Source organism: Pseudomonas aegrilactucae (assembly GCF_019168305.1).
In the GTDB taxonomy this organism is placed as follows: Bacteria; Pseudomonadota; Gammaproteobacteria; order Pseudomonadales; family Pseudomonadaceae; genus Aquipseudomonas; species Aquipseudomonas aegrilactucae.
Window position 1 is genome coordinate 1 of the sequence record NZ_JAHTBI010000171.1, and the last position, 5,259, is coordinate 5,259.

Below are 5,259 nucleotides of genomic sequence, written 5' to 3' on the forward strand. Positions count from 1 at the left end.
CAGGCGCCGGCCTTGCCGGCCAACGGCGCGCTACCCGGTATCAGGCCTGCAGGTAGCGCAGTACCGACTCGCAGATCATCTCGCGGTGACGCGCCTTGAGCGCCGCATCCTCGAAGTCCACCTGGAAGATCTCGCCAAAGGTGTGCCGGTTCGACACGCGATAGAAGCAGAACGAACTGATCAGCAAATGCACGTCCATCGCCGTGAGCCCCTGACGGAACACCCCCCCGGCCGCCCCGCGCTGCAGAATCTCGTCCAGTGCGGTCAGCACGGTCTTGTTCATCGAACGGATCGCCGAGGACTGCTTGACGTACTCGCCATGGTGCATGTTCTCGTTGCATACGATGCGCACGAAATCGACATTGCGGTCATGGTGGTCGAAGGTGAACTCGATCAGCCGGCGTATGCCCTGGCGCGGCTCAAGCTCGGCCAGGTGCAGGCTGCTTTCGGTGCTGCGAATGTCCCCGTAGAGTTTCTCCAGCACCTCCACATACAACTGCTCCTTGCTGTTGAAGTAGTAGTAGATCATGCGCTTGGAGGTCTGCGTACGCTCGGCGATCGCATCGACCCGGGCACCGGCCAGGCCTTGCTGCACGAACTCGCTGATCGCCGCCTGGAGAATGTTCTCGCGGGTTTTCTCAGGGTTGTTCTTGCGGCTCTTGCGCGGCGCCTCGGCAGAGGCCGCCGAGGGTGCGGGAGTTGTCGTCATACAGGACTCTTGACCGTTCGGTTAAGCCCGCGATTATGGCCCCAGGGTGCGACATAAGGAAGCCCGCACCCTGGCTGACACGTTACAGCTTGGCATGGCGCAGGCCGCCGCTGCGCGCCTTGGCCATGGCCGCCAGGCGCACCGCGACGTTGGCCGCACCATAACCGCTGTAGCCGTTGCGCCGTTGCAGCACTTCGAAGAAGAAGCGCTCCTCGAACGGCTCGGTGTACACGTGGAACAGCTCGCCGCCCTGGGCATCGCGGTCATACAGCACGTTGTAGTAGGCCAGCTCGCTGAGGAACTGGTCGTCGAAGTCGAACCGCGCCGCCAGGTCGTCGTAATAGTTGAGCGGGATGTCGAGCAACGCCACGCCGGCTTCCTTGGCACGCTTGACCGCCACGAAGATGTCATCGCAATCGAACGCGATGTGGTGCACGCCCGAGCCGCGATAGTTTGACAGCGCATGGGAGATCGCCGTATTGCGGTTCTCGGAAATGTTCAGCGGCAGCCGGATCGAGCTGCAGCGGCTGCGCAAGGCGCGGCTCTTGACCAGCCCGTACGGGTCGGGCAGCACCACTTCATCGTCGGCACTGAAGTCCAGCAGGCCCTTGTAGAACAGTACCCAGCTGTCCAGGCTGTCGGCCGGCAGGGCCAGCGCCATGTGGTCGATGCGGGTCAGGCCCAGGGTGTGCGCCGGCTGCTCGCTGAGGCTGAAGTCGGTGTCGTAGATGGTGCGCCCGTCGGCATCCTGGTCCACCAGGTAGATCAGGCTGCCATCGGGTGCACGCACCGCCGCCAGCTCGCGCTCGTTGGGGCCCACCAGGCCACGGTAGGGCTGGCCCTGATAGGCCACTGCGCGGGCCAGCGCCTGGGCGCTGTCCTTGACCCGGATGGCCGTGGCGCACAGCGACGGGCCGTGGCTTTCGAAGAAGTTGTGCGCGAACGAATACGGCTCGGCATTGAGGATCAGGTTGATGTCGCCCTGACGCAGCAGGCTCACATTCTTCGAACGGTGCTTGCCGGCCCGCGCAAACCCCAGGCCTTCGAGCCAGTTGCCCAGCTTGGCGCCCAGCGCATCGTCGACGGCGAACTCCAGAAACTCGATACCATCGTAAGTGCTGGCCGGCGGTGGCGCGAACAGCAGGTCAGGCTCGGCCAGCGGCGCGCTGCGCTCAAGCACGGCACGGGCTTTCTCTTCCAGGTACAGCAGCGAGCGCAGCCCGTCGGCGGCGTTGGCGCGCGGCGGTGCGGCACGAAAACCGTCGTTGAAGATCTCCAGCGACAGCGGCCCGCGATAACCGGCCTGCAGGATCGGCGCAAGAAAGCCGGCCAGGTCGAACTCGCCCTGGCCGGGGAAGCAGCGAAAATGCCGGCTCCACTCCAGCACGTCCATGGCCAGGATCGGCGCATCGGCCATCTGCACGAAGAAGATCTTGTCCCCTGGCACCTGCGCGATTGCGCTGGGGTCGCCCTTGAGCGAAAGGGTGTGGAAGCTGTCGAGGATCATCCCCAGGTTGGGGTGATCGGCCTGGCGCACGATGTCCCACACCTGCTGCCAGGTGTTCACGTGGCGGCCCCAGGCCAGCGCCTCGTAGCCGATGCGCACACCGCTGGCAGCGGCGCGCTCGGCCAGCAGACGCAGGTCGTCGACCAGCAGTTGCTGCTCGCCCAGGGCGTCAGCGGCGACGTTGCTGCACACCAGCACCAGGTCGGTGCCCAGTTCCTGCATCAGCTCGAACTTGCGCTCGGCACGCTCCAGGTTGCGCGCCAGACGCCCGCGCGGGCAGCCTTCGAAGTCGCGAAATGGCTGGAACAGGGTGATATCCAGCCCCAGATCGGTACAGCGCTGGCGAATCTCGCGGGGACTGCCGTCGTAGTACAGAAGGTCGTTTTCAAAGATCTCCACGCCGTCGAATCCGGCGGCGGCAATGGCTTCGAGTTTTTCTGGCAGGGTGCCGCTCAGGGACACGGTGGCAATCGAACGCTGCATCTTCAGGCTCCAACGGGCAGGCAGTGCCCAGCTGAATGAATTATTGGCTCGGGTTTATCCTAGCTCAATCAAAAGGTACGAACTGGTTAGTTTTGTGTGCGATTATCGCCCAATACCCGTCTCAATCAATTGACCCTTTTTTGACCAATGCGCACCATTTCTTACCACCGGGCAGGTGAGCATCTTGCCAAAAGCACAGACGAACCTGCCGTAGTCGATTGCTCCACCGCGTGTCATTCTGGCTTGACCCATAAACATAAAAATACGGGTATCAACACATGATCCACAGCCAAAACACCCCACTGGCCCAGCCTTTGGCCAGTACCCCCCACGCCGGCATCGGCGACAAGATCCGTGGCGCCATGGGCGTTGGCAAGACCCGCTGGGTCATGCTCGCGCTGGTGTTCTTCGCCACCACCCTGAACTACATCGACCGCGCCGCACTGGGCGTGATGCAGCCGATCCTGGCCAAGGAAATGAGCTGGACGGCGATGGACTACGCCAACATCAACTTCTGGTTCCAGGTGGGCTACGCGATCGGCTTCGTGCTGCAGGGTCGCCTGATCGACCGCATCGGCGTCAAGCGCGTGTTCTTCTGCGCCGTGCTGCTGTGGAGCCTGGCCACCGGCGCCCACGGCCTGGCCACCTCGGCGGTGGGCTTCATGGTCTGCCGCTTCATTCTCGGCCTGACCGAGGCCGCCAACTACCCGGCGTGCGTGAAGACCACACGCCTGTGGTTCCCGGCGGGCGAGCGGGCAGTGGCCACCGGCATCTTCAATGCCGGCACCAACGTCGGCGCCATGTTCACCCCGATGCTGCTGCCGCTGATCCTTACGGTGTGGGGCTGGCAGGCCGCGTTCATGGCCATGGGCGCACTGGGCCTGGTATGGGCGACGTTCTGGGGCCTGAAATACTTCGACCCACAACAGCACCCTGGCGTGAGCAAGCAAGAGCTGGCCTACATCCAGAGCGAAGCCGAACCCGAGCAGGCGCCGGTACCGTTCAGCCGTATCCTGCGCATGCGCGGCACCTGGGCCTTCGCCCTGGCCTACTCGGTGACTGCGCCGGTGTTCTGGTTCTACCTGTACTGGCTGCCGCCGTTCCTGAACCAGCAGTACAACCTGGGCATCAGCGTGACCCAGATGGGCATTCCGCTGATCGTGATCTACCTGAGCGCCGATTTCGGCAGCGTGGGCGGCGGGATCCTGTCCTCGTTCATGATTGGCCGCGGCATGGCGCCGATCAAGGCGCGCCTGCTGTCGATGCTGCTGTTCGCCACCACCATCATCGGGGTGATCTTCGCCGCCGGCGCCAGCAGCCTGTGGGTGGCGGTACTGGCCATCTCGCTGGCGATCGCCGCGCACCAGGCCTGGACGGCCAATATCTGGAGCCTGGTGATGGACTACACGCCCAAGCACATGATGAGTACGGTGTTCGGCTTCGGCGGCATGTGTGCGGCGACCGGCGGCATGTTCATGACCCAGATCGTGGGGCATGTGCTGACCACCACCAACAACAACTACACCGTGTTGTTCACGATGATTCCGGCGATGTACTTCATTGCGCTGGTGTGGATGTACTTCATGGCGCCGCGCAAAATCCCTAAAGTCGAGGCGTAACCCCGGGCTGCTTGCGCAGCCCTTCGCCAGCAACGCCGGCGCCTACACGAGGGAGCCGGCGTTCAGTACCTTCCGGGCTTTTTCCAGCGCCCACTGCGCACGTTGCAGTGCACTCACCCCCTGCTCCAGCAACTGGCGCGTGGGGATTTCCAGGCTCAGCGGTACGCCGGCAGGCAGGCTGCGCAGCAAGCCGAGCAGGTCACAGTCACCCTCCCCCGGAAAACGCCGCTCATTGCGCGCCTGGCGCAGGATCTCGGCCATGTCGTGCGGACGCGGCCCCGCCACATCGCACAACTGGGCATAGCGGATGCGTGAAGCCGGTAACTGGCGCAGGTCTTCCAGGCGCGAGGCGGAGCGATCGAAATGGAACGCATCGACCAGCACGCAACCGTTCGGTCGGCCGGCATTGGCGACGATGCGCGCCGCCTGGGTGAGGTGCTTCGCGTCGGTCCAGGGCATGAACTCCAGGTGCGGGTGCAGGCCGTATGGCGCAGCCAGGTCGCATAACGCGGCAAAGTTGTCGGTCTGGCGCGCTTCGTCCGGGTCGTTGCCGGCCACCAACAGTTCGGTGGCGCCAAATTCGGCACCGACCGCCAGCAGGGCCTCGAACTCGGCGACCCGGGTTTCTGGCTTGAGCCGCAGGATTTCCACGTCCAGCACCTTGATCCCGGTGTCGTGCAGGCGTTGGGCTGTCTGGCGGCGCAGGTCGCCATCGCGCACCAGCGGGAAGTGATGCTCTTGGGCGGTGGCCGGCTCCAGGCGCAGGCCCACATGGCTGTAGCCGGCACGGGCGGCAACTTCGACCATTTCAGGGGGGGACAGCTCCAGCACGGTGAGGGCGGCCAGGGACATGACGCGTGGGCTCATGGGGGAATCTCGGGACGTTGTTGTAGTTGCAATATTTAGAACTTAGTTCCAATTTCAATGCAAGCCCAAAAAAA

4 protein-coding genes are annotated in these 5,259 nt (G+C 63.9%); 1 reads left to right on the forward strand and 3 read right to left on the reverse strand.

The genetic code is table 11. The features are described 5' to 3' along the window. Window positions 1-40: 40 nt before the first annotated feature. A complete protein-coding gene (locus KUO17_RS26350; RefSeq protein WP_217978474.1) occupies window positions 41-709 on the reverse strand; it encodes a TetR/AcrR family transcriptional regulator in 669 nt (222 codons plus the stop codon). A gap of 82 nt (window positions 710-791) precedes the next feature. Next, window positions 792-2,699, reverse strand: coding sequence for a 3-dehydroshikimate dehydratase QuiC (quiC, locus tag KUO17_RS26355; protein ID WP_217978475.1), 1,908 nt, complete (start codon window positions 2,697-2,699; stop codon window positions 792-794). A gap of 278 nt (window positions 2,700-2,977) precedes the next feature. Between quiC and KUO17_RS26360 the strand changes: the two genes are divergently transcribed. Continuing rightward, window positions 2,978-4,318: an MFS transporter gene (locus KUO17_RS26360; protein ID WP_217978476.1), complete on the forward strand. Its 1,341-nt coding sequence runs from the start codon at window positions 2,978-2,980 to the stop codon at window positions 4,316-4,318. A 42-nt stretch (window positions 4,319-4,360) separates the two neighbouring features. Here KUO17_RS26360 and KUO17_RS26365 read toward each other — a convergent pair whose 3' ends face one another. After that, window positions 4,361-5,185, reverse strand: a complete 825-nt coding sequence (locus tag KUO17_RS26365) for a sugar phosphate isomerase/epimerase family protein (RefSeq protein ID WP_217978477.1) — start codon at window positions 5,183-5,185, stop codon at window positions 4,361-4,363. Window positions 5,186-5,259 lie beyond the last annotated feature (74 nt).

What these genes read in the sequence shown, in the direction of transcription:
- quiC (WP_217978475.1), bottom strand. Translation starts at nt 2,699, where the DNA reads ATGCAGCGTTCGATTGCCACCGTGTCCCTGAGCGGCACCCTGCCAGAA.
- KUO17_RS26350 (WP_217978474.1), bottom strand. Translation starts at nt 709, where the DNA reads ATGACGACAACTCCCGCACCCTCGGCGGCCTCTGCCGAGGCGCCGCGC.
- KUO17_RS26365 (WP_217978477.1), bottom strand. Translation starts at nt 5,185, where the DNA reads ATGAGCCCACGCGTCATGTCCCTGGCCGCCCTCACCGTGCTGGAGCTG.
- KUO17_RS26360 (WP_217978476.1), top strand. Translation starts at nt 2,978, where the DNA reads ATGATCCACAGCCAAAACACCCCACTGGCCCAGCCTTTGGCCAGTACC.